The following is a 16396-nucleotide window of genomic DNA, read 5'->3' as shown; positions in this document are numbered from 1 at the left end:
GCACGGCCGCGATCAGCCGGAGACGGACCTCAGGCCTCGGCGTCGCGGTCGGCGGCCAGGAGGCGCAGGACGTTGCGCAGCTCGTCGAGGGCGTCCTCGATGATCTCGCGCTCGCCGAACACGAGCTGGTGCAGGACCAGACCCTCCAGCGTGGCGAAGACCATGCGGGAGAGGCCCTCGCCGACCTGGCCGGGGAGCAGCTGGGCCAGCTCGCGCCGGGTGGCCTCGAAGTACTCGCCGTCGTACAGGGCGCGCAGGTGCGGGAGCAGCTCGGGCCTGCGGCGGGACTCCAGCAGCAGTTCGTACTGGAAGGCCTGGAGGTCGGGGCCGCTCTCCACCATCTCCGTCAGCCCGGCCGAGAAGTCGGCCGCCCTGCCCGTACCGGTTTCGAGGTCGCTGCTGGTCAGGGAGGAGCGGATGGCGTGGGTGAGGGCTTCCTCGATCAGCGCGTCGCGCGAGCCGAAGTGGTGTACGACGAGCCCGTGGGTGACGCCCGCCTCCTCGGCGACCGCCCGGTACGTGAGCCTGCGGAGCCCGCCGCGGGCCACCACGCGTACGGCGGCGTTCAGCAGGGCCTCGCGGCCGGCTCCGTAGGTCACGCGCTTGCGGGGGCGGCGCGGGGCGGCGGGCTCGGTCATGCCCGCGACCCTACCCGTGGCCGTGACCCGGCCCGTGCCCGTGGCCACGGTCAACGCCGTGGCGCCCGGATGCCGCGGAACTCCCAGTCGCCGCCGAGTGCGGTGGACAGCACCTCCTCGGACTCGGTGGGCTGCGCGCCGACGTCGGTCCGGATCGGGGTGGGCCCGGTGACGATGTGGTTCGTCAGCCGTCCGAGCCCCTCGACCTCGACCTCGACGACGTCGCCGGGCCGGACGGGCCGGGAGTTCGCGGGCGTACCGGAGAGCAGTACGTCGCCCGGGTGGAGGGTGATGGTGCGGGCGATGTCGGCGACGAGGTAGTGCATGTCCCACTCCATCTCGTCCGTCGAACCGTCCTGCACGACCTCGCCGTTGACGTACGTCCGCAGGTACTTGCCGTGGAAGTCCCAGTCGGTGACCAGGCCGGGGCCGAGCGGGCAGAGCGTGTCGGAGCCCTTCACGCGGAGCATCGAACCGGCGTCGGTGTCACGGAAGTCGTGCAGCCCGTAGTCGTTGGCGACGGTGTAGCCGGCGATGTACTCCCCCGCCTCGGCCTGCGAGATGTTCCGCGCGGTCCGCCCGATGACGATGGCGACCTCGCCCTCGTAGTTGAGCCACTTGCAGCCCTCGGGGCGGACGACGGCGCCCTTGTGGGAGTTGAGGGAGGAGGTCGGCTTGTGGAAGTAGGTGGGGGTGGAGGTCAGTCGGATCTGGAACTCGTCCACCCGGCTGCGGTGGTTGAGATGAACGGCGACGACCTTGGAGGGCACGACGGGAGGCAGGTGCAGCGCCCCCTCGGTCTTGACCCGGCGGCCGTCCCCGGCGACGAGTTCGTCACCGTCGACGGTGACCTGGACGGTGGCGCCGTCGAGGAGGATGCGTCGGTATTCGGGCATGTCAGGGCTCCTGTACGGGGGTTCGGGGTGCGGGGGTCCAGCCGGCGGCGGGGCGGTCGAACCACAGATGGACCTGGCCGGTGCCGACGGAGTTCTCGTACTCGCCGTACTGGCGGGCGGGTGCGGTGCAGGCCTGCTCGCCGAGGGCGCCGGCCAGCATCAGGTAGTGGAAGAACTTCGCCTCGGGCTTGTACTTCCAGAACTCCGGCATGGTGTCGAGGACCTTGTCGTGGCGGCCCTCCTTGAACCAGGCGATGCGCTCCTCGTCGGCGGCGCGGGCCTCCGGCGTGAAGATGTGCACCGGGTCACTGGCCTCGTGGTCGCGGATCTGGCGCAGCGGCCAGAAGGTGTGCGAGAGGGCACCGGAGGCGATGACGAGGACCCGGCGCCCCGGGGTGGCGGCGATCCCGTCGGCGAGCGCCCGACCCAAGCGCAGATGGTCCTCCATGTCACCGGTCTGACAGACCCCGATGGTCACCCACCGCTTGTCGGGCAGGCCCTCGCCGAGGAACTTCCACAGATTGATCGTGGCGTAGTACACCGGCAGGAAGTCGTCGTCGATCGGGGTGATCCAGGTGCCGTGCTTGTCGGCGAACTGGGCGATGTTGTGGGCGAGTTCGGGGTCGCCGGGATAGTCGTACGGCATCCGGCACATGCCGCGCGGCAGCTCCTCCGAGGTGAAGAGACCGGCCCGGCGGTGTTGGGCACCGACGACGAACTCGACGGTGGTCGCCCAGTGCGAGTCGAGCACGACGACGGTGTCGTAGTCGTCCCGATCGAACACGTCCTTCCTGAGCTGCCGCAGGCCGGTGACGAGGGTGATCTCCTTGCCCCCGTTCAGCTCCAGCCGGTCGGCCTCCGGCAGCACGATGGTGGGCACGTGCGCGAGCAGACCCGCCCCGACGATCTCACCCATGGTTGTTCCATCCGTTCGGCGCGGTGACGGTGTTCTTGACGTCGCAGTAGAAGTCGAAGCTCCAGGTACCGCCCTCGCGGCCGACCCCGGAGAGGCGGGAGCCGCCGAAGGGTGCCTGGAGGTCGCGTACGAAGAAGCAGTTGACCCAGATCGTGCCCGCGACGAGCCGTGCGGTGACGCGTTCGGCGCGCTCGGGGTCACCGGTGACGAGGGTGGCGGCGAGGCCGAACCGGGTGTCGTTGGCCAGCCGGACGGCTTCGTCCTCGTCGGCGAAGGTCTGGAGGGTCAGCACCGGCCCGAAGACCTCCTCCTGGACGATCTCCGAGTCCTGGGCGACGTCGGCGAGCAGGGTGGGCGCGTAGTACTGCCCGCCCCCGTCCGCGCGGTGCCCGCCGATCACGGCCCGTGCCCCGGCGGCGAGGGCCCGCTGCACGAATCCGTCGATCTTCTCCAGCTGGCGGGGATGGATGTTGGGGCCCAGGTCGGTGGCCTCGTCACGCGGGTCACCCTGTGTGAGCTGTATCGCCTTGTCGATGAATCGCCGGGTGAACTCGTCGGCGATCGACTCCTCGACGAGGATGCGGGTCGCGGCCAGACAGACCTGCCCGGCGTTGTCGTACTGCTCCACGGCGAGGTCGACGGCCAGGTCCAGATCGGCGTCGGCGAACACCAACAGCGGGGACTTTCCGCCGAGTTCGAGGCTGAGCGGGGTGAGGTTCGCGGCGGCGGAGGCGGCGATGTGCTTGGCGGTCGGTACGGAACCGGTGAAGCTGATCCGCCGTACGTCCGGGTGCGAGGTGAGCGCGTCGCCGATCTCGGACCCGTAGCCCTGGACGACGTTCAGCACCCCGGCGGGAAGTCCCGCCTCGGCGGCGATGTCGGCCAGCAGGGACGCGGTGAGCGGGGACCACTCGGCGGGCTTGAGGACCACCGTGTTGCCGGCGGCAAGCGCCGGGGCGACCTTCCAGGTGGCCAGCATCAGGGGCGCGTTCCACGGGGTGATCAGCACGCTCGGGCCGGCCGGGTCCCACGAGACGTGGTTCGTGTGGCCCCGGGTCTCGAAGTCCTCGTGGTCCAGTTTCAGCAACCAGTCCGCGAAGAAACGGAAGTTGTGCGCGACCCGGGGCATCACACCCCGGCGGTGCGAGCGGAGGAGGGCTCCGTTGTCGTTGGTCTCGACGACGGCCAGCTCTTCGATCCGCTTCTCGACGCCGTCGGCGATGGCGTGGAGGAGGCGGGCACGTTCGGTGCGCGAGGTCGCGGCCCAGCCGGGGAAGGCCGCCTTGGCGGCGGCTACGGCCGCGGATGCCTCGGCGGGCCCGCCGCGAGCGATCTCACCGAGGGCGCGACCGTCGATGGGCGAGGTATCGGTGAAGGTGGTGGCGGACGCGACGCGTTCGCCACCGATCCAGTGCCGGGTGTCGACACCGACTCCGGCGACAACAATCTTGTCGGACATGAGAAACGGCTCCTTCTTGAACACGGGGAAAGGTCACCTACCTAGGGGCGCGGGGAACTGCGCGACGAACCACGACGCACCCGCACCCGCCCACTGCCTCACCCGGCAGACGCTCCGGACGTCCCCGACTCCAACAACCGCCCGCCGTCCCAGACAACGCCGACCTGCCGGTAGTACGCGGCGATCGGCTCCCGGATCTCCAGCCGGGCCAACTCCTCCGTAGGCGCGTCGAACAACTCCAACTCCGCCTCCCCGACCCACGCCTGCCCGCCCTCGAACGAAGCCGCCCCGGACTCGATCAGTTCGTCCAGAGCCAGCCCCTTGCCGTTCTCGATGGACGGCAGCCAGCGATGGTGGGCCATGGGATGCCCGTTGACGAACCCGTTCGTCGCCGAAGGCTCCCGCAGTGTCACCACCGCCTGAGCCAACCGCCGGTCGGCGGCGGCGAGCGTCGCCCCGAAGCGCGCCCCCGCCTCGATCCGCGGAGCGGGCCCGTACGGATGCGGCCGGGTCTGATGAATCGACCCGAACTTCTTCGGATACCCCTGGTGCAGCCCGCGGGCGATCGCGAAGTCCTTGTCGACCCAGATGTAGACGCACCGCGAGTACGTCTCGCCGCGGTACTTGCAGCGGACGACCGCGAACGCCTCCTTGTACTGCCCTCGCACGGGATCCAGCAGCTCGTCCCCCGACTGTGAGCACGACTGCCAGTCGGCCCAGATCAGGGCGACCGCACCCGGGTCCTCGTCGGCCAACTCCAGTGGCTCGGGGAGCAGTTCACGCACCCGTGCGGGATCCGTGCGGTACTCGACGGTCAACAGGTCGCCCGAGTAGCGCCAGGGCGGCGAGGGGATGAGCGACGAGGCACCGCTCGCCGTCTTGGGGTGGAAGAACCCACGGGGACCGGTCACTTGGAGACTCCTTGCGCAGTGAGGGCGGACGGCACGGCGGGGACGGGCGGCTCGAGCAGTTCGGCGCGGTAGCGGGCGGCCTTCGCAGCCGTGGCGGGTCCGCCGAGGGCGACGACGCCGACGAGCCGCTCACCGACGTGGTAGCCGACAACGACATCTCCGTCGGGGTCGCCGTCCAGGACCCGTGTGTCGTCGATGCCGAGCAGGGGCGCGCCGAAGGACTGCAGCCGGAAGTCGTGCTGGTCGCTCCAGAAGGTGGGCAGCGGCGCGAAGGGCGCCAACTCCGCGCCCGTACCGGCGAGATGGGCGGCGAGGGACTTCGCGGCGTGTTTCGCGGTGTCCGTCGGGATCGACCAGTGCTCGACGCGGCGGGGTACGCCGTCGTAGCGGGCGTTGGGGAAGCGGGCCACGTCGCCGACCGCGACCACCTCCGGACGCCCGCCCACCCTGAGCCACTCGTCGGTGAGCACACCGTCGCCGAGATCGACCCCGTTGCCGTCCAGCCACTCGACGTTGGCGACGGAACCGACCGACTCCACGACGACGTCGGCCGGCAGAATCGTGCCGTCGTCGAGGACGACCCCGGTGACCCTGTCGTCGCCCTCGAACCCGGCGACTCCCGTGCCGAGCGCGAAACGCACCCCGCGTTCCTCGTGCCGCCCGAGCAGTGCGCGGGCGAGGAGTCCACCGAGGGGGCCCACCATGGGCAGGGGCAGCGGATCGACGACGGTGACCTCGGTGACGCCCAGCCCGACGGCCGTGGCGGCGACCTCGCAGCCGATGAATCCGGCGCCGACCACCACGACCCTGACTCCGGGCCGGATCAGCTCGTCACGCAGACCCCGGGCGTCGGCGAGGGTGCGTACGGTGTGGCGGCCGGCCCGCGGGCCGGGGCAGCGCAGCCGCCGGGGACGCATCCCCGTGGCGACGACCAGGCCGTCGTACGAGAGGGTCGAGCCGTCGTCGAGGTCGACGGCTCGCTCGGCGAGACGGGCCGCGACGGCCTTCGTGCCGAGGCGCCACTCCACGTCCGCCGCCGACGCCTTCGGGGTGAAGGCGAGGGACTCGAAGGGGGCCCTGCCGGCCAGCACCTCCTTGGACAGCGGAGGGCGGTTGTAGGGCATGTGCGGTTCGTCGCCGACGACCGTGACGGCCCCGGTCCAGCCCGCCGCGCGCAGCTGCTCGGCGGCGCGCAGTCCGGCCATTGACGCGCCCACGACGACCACGCGCCCCGGAGACACGTTCGCCTCGCCGCTCACGTCAGTCCTCGATCCGGATGGCCTGGAGCGGGCAGACGTCCGCGGCCTCCTCGACCTCGTCGCGCAGCGCGTCGTCGGGGTCGGAGACGTACAGCAGGTGACCGCCGTCGTCCATCGAGAAGACGTCGGGTGCCGCGAAGACGCACTGGCCGTGGTCCTGGCACTTGTTCATGTCGACGACGACCTTCATGGCCGGTCCTCCTGGTGGTGAGGGCGTCGGAACGGGGGTGAGGTTGAAGGTGTGGAGGGGCCCGACCGTTGTCGGACCGGGCCCCGGCCAAAGGGGTTGGAGATCCTTCCGGAAGCCCGACCCCTGACTCGTTTGGCTTCAAACAAGATAGGAAGCCGCCGGACTCTGGTCAATAGCTATCCGGATGGATAAATTCTTTCCCCGACCCTCTTGCGGGACGGGCCGCTCCTCCATACCGTTTGGCCTCAAACAAAGAGCCCGGGATGTTCGCCCGCACTACGCGCCCCGGCCGCACTCCCCACGCCACCCGCCTCCCGGACCCCCGTTCCGGAGGTGCCCGACGTCCGCCCGAGGAGACAACGGTGAGCGCAATCGACCTTCCAGAAGTCCGCCGGCACATCGAGCGGCTCGCCGCCGAGGGAATCGACGTGGTCCGGGTGGTCTATCCCGACCTCATCGGCACCGACCGCGCCCGTGACGTGCTCGTCGACGAGCTGCCGCGCGCCTGCGAGCACGGGCTCGCCTTCTGCCGGGCCGTCTACCACACCAGCCCCCAGGGCGATGTGGTCCCGATCAGCGGCGGCCTGGACGCGGGACTGCCCGACATCTGCGTACGCCCCGACCTGTCCACCCTGGTCGCCCTGCCCTGGGAGCCCGGCGTCGCGGCCTGCCTCGGGGACGTCGTCGACCCGGCGACCGGCTCACCCGCGCCCGAATCGCCCCGCGATCTGCTCCGCGCCGTACTCGACCGGTGCGCCGAACACGGGCTGCGGCCCGTCGTCGGGCCCGAACTGGAGTACTACCTGTGCGATCCCGCGCCGGGTGGCGCGAGTGGCTGGCAGCGGTACGACCGTAGCCCGGGCGCCGTCTACACGGCCGGTCTGCGCGCCGACCCCGACAACCATCTCCTGCGGACCCTGCGCCACGTACGCGATCTGAACGTCGGCGTGCTCAGCGGAAACCACGAGTTCGACGGCGGCCAGTTCGAGATCAACCTGCTGCACTCGGAGGCGATGTCGGCAGCCGACCGGGCCTTCCGGTTCAAGGCCGCGATCAAGGAGCTGGCCCGCAAGGAGGGCCGGCTCGCCACCTTCATGGCGAAGCCCTTCAACGACGCGGGCGGCTCCGGCTTCCACCTCCATCTCTCCTGCGACTCGGATCCCGACGGGGACGGCGGCGCGCGCAACCTCTTCGACGATCCCTCGGGGCCGTACGGACTGTCCGCGACGGCACGGCACGCGGCGGCCGGTCTCCTCGCCCACGCGCCCGCCCTCGCCGCGCTGCTCAACCCGACCGTCAACTCGTACAAACGCTTCGGGCCGGACACCCTCGCGCCCTGGCTGATCGACTGGGGGCTCGACAACCGCAGCGCCATGGTCCGGATACCGCCGGAGCGCGGGTCCGGGGCCCGGCTCGAACTGCGGCTCGGCGATGCCAGCGCCAACCCGTACCTCGCGATCGCCGGTGCCGTGGCCGCCGCGCTGCTCGGTGTGCTGGCCGGTGAGGAGCCGTCGGCCCCGCTGGAGGGCTACGGCTACGACACCGACAGGTCCGCCGTGCTGCCGATGAGCCTGTCGGCCGCCCTCGACGCCCTGGAGGCGGACACCGCGCTGACCGAGGTGCTCGGCAAGGACTTCGTCGCCTCCTTCCTCGCCTACAAGCGCAACGAGGTCGAACGCTTCCAACGGCACGTCACCGACTGGGAGTTCACCGAGTACGCGTACCACCTCTGATCCCCCGATCGCCTCCGCTCACCCCGATCACCCTGATCGCCTCTGCACGACCTGCTGGAGCCTTCGATGACCGAGACCCTCCCCTCAGCCACCCCCGCCCCCCTTGAGCCGCTCCCCCTCGACGCCGTCGACCTCGCCGACCTCGACAACTTCACCGACGGGGTGACGCCCTGGCGGATGTTCCACACCCTGCGCCACGAGGACCCGGTGCACTGGCAGCCGGAGGAGGCACCCAACTCCGGTTTCTGGGCGGTGACCCGGCACGCGGACATCGCGCGGGTCGACCGCGACGCGGAGACCTTCACCTCCACGAAGTTCGTCAACCTGGAAGAGGTCGACGAGGACCAGATCAAGAAACGCGCCTCCATCCTGGAGCTGGACGGGGTGCGCCACCGGGCCCTGCGGAGCGTGATCCAGCGGCAGTTCGGCGCGGGCGTCATCAACAGCTACACCGACTTCCTGCGCGGGCTCACCGCACAGACCCTCGACGCGGCGCTGGCCAAGGGGAGTTTCGACTTCGTCAAGGAGGTCTCCGCCGACTTCCCCATCAACGTCCTGGCCCGACTGCTCGACGTTCCGCCCGAGGACAACCAGCAGCTCATCGACTGGGGCAACCGGATCATCGGCAACACCGACCCCGACTACGCCGACGTGCTGCTGCACAGCGCGGAGAGCGAGAAGTACCGCGACCTGCCCTTCCGCTCCCCCGCCTCGCTCGAAGTCTTCCTGTACGGGCGGGAGTTGGCCCGGCAGCGGCGGGGCGGCGAAGGCACCGACCTGGTCTCCAAGCTCGTCAACACCACCCCGCGCGACGGAGTCCCGCTGTCGGCGCAGGACTTCGACAACTACTTCCTGCTGCTGGTGGTCGCCGGCAACGAGACCACCAGGCACACCATCACCCACTCCATGCTGGCCCTCCTCCAGCATCCCGAACAGCTCGCCCGTCTCAAGGCCGACCCGTCCCTGATCCCGGGCGCGGTCGAGGAGTTCCTCCGCTGGGCCTCCCCCGTCTACCACTTCCGGCGCACCGCGACCCGTGACGTGGAGCTGGGCGGCAAGCAGGTCAGGGAGGGCGACAAGGTGGTCATGTGGTACGCCTCCGGCAACCGTGACGAGGCGGTCTTCGGCAATCCGTACGACTTCGACGTCGCCCGCACGGACAACGACCACGTCACCTTCGGCAAGGGCAGCCCGCACCTGTGCCTGGGCAACCTGCTGGCCCGCACCGAGATCCGGATCATGTTCGAGGAGCTGATCCCGCGCCTCGCCGACATCCGGCTGGCGGGGGATGTTCCCCGGGTGCGTTCGAACTTCGTCAACGGGATCAAGAAGCTGCCGGTGGAGGTCACCCTCGCGTGAACCGCGGGCAGACACCGAGGGCACTCGGTTCCCCATGAGCAGCGCACTGAGTGCCATCGACCCCGGTCTGATGCTAGTTTCCCGACCATGACCAAACCGCCCATGCGGGACGCCCTGGTCGCGGCGGCCTTCCAGCTGTTCCTGGAGCGGGGCTACGAGCAGACCACCGTGGACGACATCGTGGCGCTGGCCGGGGTGGGGCGCCGGTCGTTCTTCCGCTACTTCCCCTCCAAGGAGGACGTGGTCTTCCCCGACCACGAGCGGTGCCTCGCCGACATGACGGCCTACCTGGCCGAGAACGCCGAGAACCCCGAGGACACAGAACCGGTCGGACGGGTGTGCGACGCCGCCCGTATGGTCCTGCTCATGTACGCCGAGAACCCGGCCTTCTCCGTCCAGCGCTACCGCCTCACCAAGAAGGTTCCCGGGCTGCGCGCGTCCGAGCTGTCGGTGGTCTGGCGTTACGAGCGGGCCCTGGCCGCGTATCTGCGCGGCCGTTTCGCCGGCCGGCCGGACGGGACGCTCCGGGCCGACGTGATCGCGGCGGCCGTCGTCGCGGCCCACAACAACGCGCTGCGCTCCTGGTTGCGCTCGGACGGACAGGGCGACGCGACCACGGCCGTCGACCACGCCCTGGACTATGTGAAGGCCGCGTTCGGCACCCCGCCCGCGACCCCCGACCGGGACGAGCCGGAGCCCGGGTCCGAGGACGTGGTGGTCGTCGTCTCGCGGCGCGGCGCCCCCATGTGGCGGGTCGTCCAGGAGATCGAGTCGGTGCTCACCACCCAGCGCGAGAATTGAGGGTACGCAGTGCCTTTACGCGTGACACTGAGTGCCATACCCTAAGGCCGTGCACGGTGGCACGGCGAACCGCGCACTTCGGATTCAGGCCGAGCGCAGGGAGATGACACCGTGTACCACTCACTAGGCGCCACGCGTCCGATGACCTTCGGTTCCGCCACGGGCCTGCTCGACGCCCCGGCCGACACGAACACCCTCGTCTTCCAGCGCTGCGGCTGGTGCGCCACCGCCATGTACCACCGGCTGCTCTGCCCGGTCTGCGCGGGCAGCGATCTGCGCACGGAGCACAGCGAGGGCACGGGCACGGTCCGGCACGCCACAGTCGTCAACCGGAACACGCCGGGCGCGCGCAATGTGTCACTGGTCGAGATGGCCGAGGGCTTCGTCGTACGCGGCCGGGTGATGGGCCCGGCCGCCGGCATCCACAGCGGGGACCGGGTCCGACTGGCCACGGCGAAGGACCCGGTGCGCGGCGAGCCGGTGTTCCAGCTGCTCGACGAGCCGTACCGCGCCTGGATCTGACACCGCGTCAATTCCCTTCGCCCTCCCGGCACGCCCGCTCCACGCTTCGCCGACCTCCACGCCGCGCAACCCCATTGACCCTCCTCCACAGGCAACCCACAGGTCCTTGATCCCGTCCTTCGAGGCGAGAGGAGCCGTCGGGAATCCGGGGCTCCTGAGCAAGGGCCAGGAGGAGGAGACCGTTGCTACGTGCGCGGCGAATATGGGTCACCGCTGTGGCGGTGCTCGCGGTGGTGGGGGGATCGCCAGGATGGGCGCAGGCGCAACAGCCGGCCCGGTCGCAGGTGGCGGCCGAACAGCTGCCCCAGGGCTGGACGTTCACCGGTGACGGTGCGCAGCGGCAGCTCGTCTGGCGCTCCGGCAGACCGGTGCCGATGGGTGACGCACGCGTCGAGTTCTACGCGGGCGACCGGTTGCTCGGCCGGCCTCTGGCCACGAAGGACGGCTGGACGTTCCGGCTTCCGCTGGAAGAGGCACTGAAGGTCAGCGGCCTCAAGAGTGCCAAGGCGTTGCAGGACCTCCAAGTACACGCCGGTGGACGCCGGTTGGACGCCGCGGGACTCGCGGCGGTCCCGGACGGGCGCCGCGCCCCGGTGGCTCCGCCCGCGCCGGCACCGGCCAATCCCGTCGACCCCGGCAAGCCGGGCTCGTACCGCACGGTCTCGGGCGAGTACACGCTCGACCCGGTGAAACTGCCCGGGATGCCCGTGCCGGTGGAGATGAAGGCCGTGGTGGTCGCCCCGACCGGGGCCACCGGCCGCAGGCCGCTCGCGCTGTTCCTGCACGGACGCCACTCCACCTGCTACAAGCCCGGCAGCGACGATGTCACCGGCGAGTGGCCCTGCCCGGCCGGTGAGAAGCAGATCCCGAGCTACCGGGGCTATCTGCGCGACCAGAAACTCCTGGCGTCCCAGGGCTATGTGACGGTGTCGATCTCCGCCAACGGCATCAACGCCCAGGACGCACCGCTCGAGGACGCCGGGGCACAGGCCCGCTCCTCCCTCGTCCGGCAGCATCTCGCCCGCTGGGCGGGCTGGGCGGCGAACCGGCCCTCGGCACCGGCGGTCGTACGGAACGCTCCGGTCGCCGACCTCTCACGGGTGCTGCTGGTGGGTCACTCGCGCGGCGGTGAGGGCGTGAACCGGGCCGCGATGGACAGCCTGTACCGTCCGCCGGCCGACCAGGACGGGTACGGCGGCCCGGTGCGCTGGAACATCCGGGGCACCGTCCTCATCGGCCCGACGATCTTCGGACAGAACCCGGTCGCCGACGTGCCGTCGGTGACGATTCTGCCCGGCTGCGACGGCGATGTGTCCGATCTCCAGGGCGAGTTGGCCGTCGACGGCACCCGCGGGATCAGCCGCGGCGCCGCCCTGCACAGCGCGGTCTACGTGATCGGCGCCAACCACAACTACTTCAACACCGAGTGGACTCCGGGGCAGGCGCAGGCTCCGGCGGACGACGACTTCTGGTCGGACCCGGACGAGAAGGACCCGGTGTGCGACGTGGGCACCAGGACCCGGCTGACCGCCGACCAGCAGCACAAGGCGGGCGCCTCCTACATCGCGGCGGCGGCCCGGCTGTTCGTCGCGGGCGACGACCGGGTACGTCCGCTGCTCGACGGCTCCGGCCTGCGGGCGCCGTCCGCCGACCCGGCGCGCGTCCTCACGCACGCCGTGGGCGGAAACCGTTCGGCCGGCATCCTGCCGGACGGCGCGGTGACCGTGCAGGGTGGCGGCGGGCGGCTGTGCTCCGCGGTGGACGACCGTGCTTCGGTCAGGTGTCTGGCCGCGGACGCCGGTCAGTCCCCGCACTTCGCGAGCTGGATGACGGAACGGGAGGTGGGTCGCCGGGCGGTCGCGCTCAAGTGGTCGCAGCCCGGAGCCGCGGTGCGGGTGAGCCCCGGGCGACCGGTGTCCCTCGGGGGTGCCAAGGGCCTCGCCCTGCGCGTCATCGTGCCGCCCAACACCACCGGAACACAGCTGGACGTGTCCGTCACCGACACGACCGGCAAGCGCGCCACGCTCGGCCGGGTCCGCGTGGACGGACTGCCCGGAAGCGTGCGCACTGCCTCGTACTGGGCGCGGGAGGTCCGCGTACCGCTGTCCGCCGCCGCCCGGGCCGGGGTGGACCTGCGCAAGGTGCGGAGCGTGGAGCTGACTCCGCGCAGCCGTGCTGGGCAGGCCTGGCTGATCGACACCTGGGGCTGGCGCCCCGGCACTCCCGCGGTGCGCCCGGCCGTACTGCCGCGCGTCGACCTCGGACGGCTGACCGTCAAGGAGGGCGACTCCGGTACCCGGACCTACCGGGTGCCGGTCCGGATCGCCGGACAGGGTGGCGGCACGGTCCGGCTCTACGCCCAGAATCCCGGATCGGACACGATGACGAGCCGGCTGGTGACGGTGCGCCCGGGCGAGCAGAGCATCGACCTGCCGGTGACGGTGAAGGGTGACACCCTGTACAACTACGACGTCTGGCGCAGCGTGTTCGTGAAAGCGGTACGCGGTGCGGTCGTCGGCTCGTACAGCGGCGGGGTGACCGTCGAGAACGACGATCCCGAGCCCACGGTCACCATCACCCCCGTCACGGACCGGGTCACCGAGGGACAGCCTCTGGTCTGGCGCGCGACACTGTCGGCGCCCTCCGGCACCGACATGTACGCCAGCCTGGAGGTGCTGCCGGTCACCGGCGGCGCGGCGCTGTCCACCACGGACGTCGACCCGGCATGGCTGGCGGACGTCTCCGGTCAGTCGCCGCTCCCGGAGCGGCCGTTGTCCGAGGTCGAGGGTCTCTCCCTGTTCGGGGCCGTCCCGCCGGGACAGCTGACCGCCGACCTGAGCCTGCCGACGGTCGCGGACACGGTGGCCGAGCCCGAGGAGTCGGTGCGGCTGCGGCTGACCGACTACGACGAGGAGACCGGGGAGCCGATTCCCGGCCCGGAGTTCACGGGCACCGTGCTCGACGCGTCGTAGAGGTGCGTCGGTGACAGAAGGGGGGACCGCTGCCCCGCACGGGCAGTGGTCCCACCTTCAGCTGTTCACGAGAGTGATCCGGATCCCGACCGTGCCCGTCCTGCCGCGCCGCAGTCGGCTGCCGAACAGGGTGAGGCGGCCCATCACTCCGTACTTGCGGGCGAGGAGCTGCCGGTAGACGTCGGTTGCGGGCTGGTCGAGGATCTCGGCGGTGCCGGGCACCGATTCGCCGGTCGGGTTGCCACGGACGTCGCAGGGGCCGACCAGGACGTCGGCCCGGTTGCGGATCCGCTTCACCTTCCAGGCGTCCGCCGCCGACCAGGCGCCGAGCGCGTCCCCGTCCCGCACCACCCAGACCGGGGTGGCGACGGACGTGCCGTTCCTGCGGTAGCTGGTGATCAGCAGATACTTGCCCGCGGCGAGCCGGTCCAGGGTGCTGGTGTCGTCCATGAACGCGAGTCTAGGCGCCGGGACTTCGCCAGGCATCCGGCGCCCTTCCTCCTTGCTCGTCCTCACCAGCGCGGCAGCCGCCGCTCGTACTCCGGCCGGATCCGCCGCATGTACCCGGTGTCGTCGCGGTCCCGGGTCCCGGAGTCGAGGTAGCGGCGGTGAGCCCGGTCGAGGGCGTCGGGGTCGAGTTCGACGCCCAGGCCGGGGCCGGTCGGCACCTTCACCGCGCCGTCGCGGACCTCGATGGCTCCGGGGACGATCACGTCGTCGGCCGAGTTCCACGGGTAGTGCGTGTCGCAGGAGTGCGCGAGGTTGGGAATGGCGGCGCCGACATGGGTCATCGCGGCGAGGCTGATGCCCAGGTGGGAGTTGGAGTGCATGGACAGCTCGATGCCGAACGCCTCGCAGACGGCCGCGAGTTCACGGGTCCGGCGCAGCCCGCCCCAGTAGTGGTGGTCGGTGAGGAGGACCTGGATCGCGTTCTGTTCGACGGCGGGGCGCAGATGTTCCCAGGCGATCACACACATGTTGGTGGCGAGCGGCATCGGCGCGTCCTTCGCGACCTCGGCCATGCCGGGAATGGTGGCGGTCGGGTCCTCCAAGTACTCGATGACGCCGTCGAGTTCACGGGCGACGTACTTCGAGGTCTCCACCGTCCAGGCCGTGTTGGGGTCAAGACGCAGGGGTTGTCCGGGGAAGGCCTCGGCGAGGGCCTTCATCGCGGCGATCTCCTCGTCGGGCGGGAAGACCCCGCCCTTGAGCTTGAACGAGCTGAATCCGTACCGCTGTTGCATCAGCCGGGCCTGTTCGACGACCCCGGCCGGGTCGAGGGCCTCGCCCCACTCGTCGGCGATGGCTTCACGGCCGTCGAGGGCCGGGTGCTCGGCCCACTTGTAGAAGAGGTACGCGGCGAACGGCACGGCGTCCCGGACCCTGCCGCCGAGCAGGTCGCCGACCGGGCGGCCGAGCAGCTTTCCCTGGGCGTCGAGACAGGCCACCTCGACGGCCGAGGTGGCCCAGCCGCGGTCGTGGGACCGGGGCACGGCCGGGGTCAGGGCGGCGTCGATCGCGGCGGCTACGGCTGTCGTGTCGAAGACGTCCATGCCGACGACGACCTTCGCGGCCTCCTGGAGCCGGGCGAGGCGGGCGCTGCCGCCGGGCGACTCACCGAGGCCCACCGTGCCGTCCTCCAGGACGAGTTGGAGGATGCAGCGCAGGGCGAGCGGTTCGTGCACCCCGTCGGCGTTGAGCAGCGGCGGGTCGCCGAACGCGATGGGGGTGACGACGAGTTCACGGATCCGCGTACCCATGCCGGTGCCACTCATGTTCGTACTCCTGTCGTCGCCCGTCGTGCCGCTCATGCGCGGACCGCCTCCAGACCGTGGTCGATGAGTTCCGCCAGCCGGGCCACATGTTCCGGCGTCGGGTCGAGCAGGGGTGCCCGGACGCCGCCGACGTCCAGGCCCCGGAGGGTCACTCCGGCCTTGACCAACGACACCGCGTATCCCGGTACCTCGTCGCGGAGTTCGACGAGCGGGCCGTAGAACTCGTCGAGGAGCTTCGTGACCAGGGCTTTGTCGCCCTCCCCCAGCGCCCGGTGGAACGCGGTGGCGATCTCCGGGGCGAAGGCGAACACGGCGGACGAGTACAGGTCGACGCCGATGCCCTGATAGGCGGCGGCCGTCATCTCGGCGGTCGGCAGACCGTTGAAGAAGGCGAAGTCCTCGCCGCCGGGCAGCGCCCGTACGGTGCGCACGATGCGGTGCATGCGTTCGAGGTCGCCGATGCCGTCCTTGAGGCCGACGACCCCGGGCAGGGCGGCGATCTCGGCGGCCGTGGCCGCGGTGAGGCGGGCGGTGCCGCGCTGGTAGAAGATCACCGGCAGTCCCGCGGCCGACGTCACCTCACGCGCGTACCGCACGAGCCCCTGCTGCGGTGCGGTCACCAGATACGGCGGCAGCAGCAGGACGCCGTCGGCGCCGGCCTCCCGGATACGGGCGGCCTGGTCGAGGGCGACGGGCACCGGACCGCCCGCGGCGGCCAGGACGGGGACGCGTCCGGCGGTCGTGGCGACCGCGATCCCGGTCGCCTCCCCGATCTCGGCGGGCGTCAGCGCGTGGAACTCGCCGGTGCCGCACGCGACGAACACCCCGCCGGCACCGGCGGCGACCCCGGCCTCGATGTGCTGGGCGAGGCGTTCCCCGTCCAGCGAGCCGTCGGCCCTGAAGGGCGTGACCGGAAAGAAGAGCACTCCTTGGAACTTCATGTCTCCCTCGAATGTGGGGGGTGG

At 71.0% G+C, this 16396-nt stretch carries 15 protein-coding genes; 5 read left to right on the top strand and 10 right to left on the bottom strand.

Translation table 11 applies throughout. The features are described from left to right. Positions 1-29: 29 nt before the first annotated feature. The 7 genes from OHN74_RS40120 to OHN74_RS40090 all read right to left on the bottom strand — a co-directional run bounded on the left by OHN74_RS40120 (position 30) and on the right by OHN74_RS40090 (position 6269). Positions 30-638, bottom strand: a complete 609-nt coding sequence (locus tag OHN74_RS40120; protein ID WP_327699479.1) for a TetR/AcrR family transcriptional regulator — start codon at positions 636-638, stop codon at positions 30-32. 50 nt (positions 639-688) lie between these two features. Continuing rightward, on the bottom strand, positions 689-1534 hold the full coding sequence (locus OHN74_RS40115; RefSeq protein ID WP_327699478.1) for a fumarylacetoacetate hydrolase family protein: 846 nt from the start codon (positions 1532-1534) through the stop codon (positions 689-691). 1 nt (position 1535) lies between these two features. Continuing rightward, the gene (locus OHN74_RS40110) at positions 1536-2450 is read right to left on the bottom strand and encodes a 3,4-dihydroxyphenylacetate 2,3-dioxygenase (RefSeq protein WP_327699477.1); all 915 of its coding nucleotides are present in this window, start codon (positions 2448-2450) and stop codon (positions 1536-1538) included. Further along, a complete protein-coding gene (locus OHN74_RS40105; RefSeq protein ID WP_327699476.1) occupies positions 2443-3909 on the bottom strand; it encodes an aldehyde dehydrogenase in 1467 nt (488 codons plus the stop codon). Before OHN74_RS40105 ends, OHN74_RS40110 begins: the two co-directional genes overlap by 8 nt. Positions 3910-4007: 98 nt before the next feature. Continuing rightward, positions 4008-4820 (bottom strand): acetoacetate decarboxylase family protein, encoded by an 813-nt coding sequence (locus tag OHN74_RS40100; protein WP_327699475.1) that lies wholly within the window; start codon positions 4818-4820, stop codon positions 4008-4010. Further along, complete coding sequence (locus OHN74_RS40095; protein WP_327700433.1) at positions 4817-6046, bottom strand: NAD(P)/FAD-dependent oxidoreductase; 1230 nt, start codon at positions 6044-6046, stop codon at positions 4817-4819. The genes OHN74_RS40100 and OHN74_RS40095 overlap by 4 nt, the downstream gene beginning before the upstream one ends. Before the next feature lie 34 nt (positions 6047-6080). Continuing rightward, positions 6081-6269, bottom strand: a complete 189-nt coding sequence (locus tag OHN74_RS40090; RefSeq protein WP_055535835.1) for a ferredoxin — start codon at positions 6267-6269, stop codon at positions 6081-6083. Positions 6270-6631: 362 nt separating this feature from the next. Between OHN74_RS40090 and OHN74_RS40085 the strand changes: the two genes are divergently transcribed. The 5 genes from OHN74_RS40085 (at position 6632) to OHN74_RS40065 (ending at position 13656) form a co-directional block, all read left to right on the top strand. After that, the gene (locus OHN74_RS40085; protein WP_327699474.1) at positions 6632-8002 is read left to right on the top strand and encodes a glutamine synthetase family protein; all 1371 of its coding nucleotides are present in this window, start codon (positions 6632-6634) and stop codon (positions 8000-8002) included. 66 nt (positions 8003-8068) lie between these two features. After that, a complete protein-coding gene (locus OHN74_RS40080) occupies positions 8069-9361 on the top strand; it encodes a cytochrome P450 (RefSeq protein ID WP_327699473.1) in 1293 nt (430 codons plus the stop codon). Between the two features lie 102 nt (positions 9362-9463). Next, entirely contained in the window at positions 9464-10162 is a 699-nt protein-coding gene (locus OHN74_RS40075) for a TetR family transcriptional regulator (protein ID WP_327700432.1), read from the top strand. Positions 10163-10303: 141 nt separating this feature from the next. Further along, positions 10304-10684: a Zn-ribbon domain-containing OB-fold protein gene (locus OHN74_RS40070; protein ID WP_327700431.1), complete on the top strand. Its 381-nt coding sequence runs from the start codon at positions 10304-10306 to the stop codon at positions 10682-10684. 182 nt (positions 10685-10866) lie between these two features. After that, entirely contained in the window at positions 10867-13656 is a 2790-nt protein-coding gene (locus OHN74_RS40065) for a hypothetical protein (RefSeq protein ID WP_327699472.1), read from the top strand. Between the two features lie 57 nt (positions 13657-13713). Here the strand turns inward: OHN74_RS40065 and OHN74_RS40060 are convergent, their stop codons facing one another. The 3 genes from OHN74_RS40060 to OHN74_RS40050 all read right to left on the bottom strand — a co-directional run bounded on the left by OHN74_RS40060 (position 13714) and on the right by OHN74_RS40050 (position 16372). Further along, complete coding sequence (locus OHN74_RS40060; protein WP_327699471.1) at positions 13714-14106, bottom strand: PPOX class F420-dependent oxidoreductase; 393 nt, start codon at positions 14104-14106, stop codon at positions 13714-13716. A 62-nt stretch (positions 14107-14168) separates the two neighbouring features. Continuing rightward, complete coding sequence (locus OHN74_RS40055; RefSeq protein ID WP_327699470.1) at positions 14169-15431, bottom strand: glucarate dehydratase family protein; 1263 nt, start codon at positions 15429-15431, stop codon at positions 14169-14171. A gap of 32 nt (positions 15432-15463) precedes the next feature. Continuing rightward, positions 15464-16372 carry a 5-dehydro-4-deoxyglucarate dehydratase gene (locus OHN74_RS40050; RefSeq protein ID WP_327699469.1) on the bottom strand — a complete coding sequence of 303 codons (909 nt, stop codon included), beginning with the start codon at positions 16370-16372 and terminating at the stop codon, positions 15464-15466. Positions 16373-16396 lie beyond the last annotated feature (24 nt).

Source organism: Streptomyces sp. NBC_00459 (genome assembly GCF_036013955.1).
Classification (GTDB): Bacteria; Actinomycetota; Actinomycetes; order Streptomycetales; family Streptomycetaceae; genus Streptomyces.
This window is presented reverse-complemented; position numbering and strand designations above follow the sequence as displayed.

Coding starts and splice junctions, on each gene's coding strand:
- OHN74_RS40050 (WP_327699469.1), bottom strand. CDS start 16,372: ATGAAGTTCCAAGGAGTGCTCTTCTTTCCGGTCACGCCCTTCAGGGCC.
- OHN74_RS40075 (WP_327700432.1), top strand. CDS start 9,464: ATGCGGGACGCCCTGGTCGCGGCGGCCTTCCAGCTGTTCCTGGAGCGG.
- OHN74_RS40060 (WP_327699471.1), bottom strand. CDS start 14,106: ATGGACGACACCAGCACCCTGGACCGGCTCGCCGCGGGCAAGTATCTG.
- OHN74_RS40055 (WP_327699470.1), bottom strand. CDS start 15,431: ATGAGTGGCACCGGCATGGGTACGCGGATCCGTGAACTCGTCGTCACC.
- OHN74_RS40070 (WP_327700431.1), top strand. CDS start 10,304: ATGACCTTCGGTTCCGCCACGGGCCTGCTCGACGCCCCGGCCGACACG.
- OHN74_RS40090 (WP_055535835.1), bottom strand. CDS start 6,269: ATGAAGGTCGTCGTCGACATGAACAAGTGCCAGGACCACGGCCAGTGC.
- OHN74_RS40120 (WP_327699479.1), bottom strand. CDS start 638: ATGACCGAGCCCGCCGCCCCGCGCCGCCCCCGCAAGCGCGTGACCTAC.
- OHN74_RS40110 (WP_327699477.1), bottom strand. CDS start 2,450: ATGGGTGAGATCGTCGGGGCGGGTCTGCTCGCGCACGTGCCCACCATC.
- OHN74_RS40080 (WP_327699473.1), top strand. CDS start 8,069: ATGACCGAGACCCTCCCCTCAGCCACCCCCGCCCCCCTTGAGCCGCTC.
- OHN74_RS40115 (WP_327699478.1), bottom strand. CDS start 1,534: ATGCCCGAATACCGACGCATCCTCCTCGACGGCGCCACCGTCCAGGTC.
- OHN74_RS40105 (WP_327699476.1), bottom strand. CDS start 3,909: ATGTCCGACAAGATTGTTGTCGCCGGAGTCGGTGTCGACACCCGGCAC.